This window comes from Nonomuraea sp. MG754425 (genome assembly GCF_021699195.1).
Lineage (GTDB): Bacteria > Actinomycetota > Actinomycetes > Streptosporangiales > Streptosporangiaceae > Nonomuraea.
In genome coordinates, this window is record NZ_SSXE01000624.1 from 1 (window position 1) to 226 (window position 226).

1 pseudogene is annotated in these 226 nt (G+C 69.9%); it reads left to right on the forward strand.

Annotation, left to right across the window (positions count from 1 at the left end):
- Positions 1-14 precede the first annotated feature (14 nt).
- Positions 15-71, forward strand: a pseudogene (locus FAF44_RS56670) (hypothetical protein); the annotation flags it as partial.
- Between the last annotated feature and the right edge of the window lie 155 nt (positions 72-226).

The window sequence follows — 226 nt, forward strand, 5'->3', positions numbered from 1 at the left end:
TGCCGGACGAGGCGATGCACATCACCACGGCCTTCCAGCTCGCCGGGTTCCAGCAGGTGATCGGGACGCTCTGGCCGGTCAACGACACGATCGCCGCCCGGGTGGCCGAGGGCGTCTACGCGGGCCTGGGCGGCGATCGTGTCGTTGACCGGCCAGAGCGTCCCGATCACCTGCTGGAACCCGGCGAGCTGGAAGGCCGTGGTGATGTGCATCGCCTCGTCCGGCA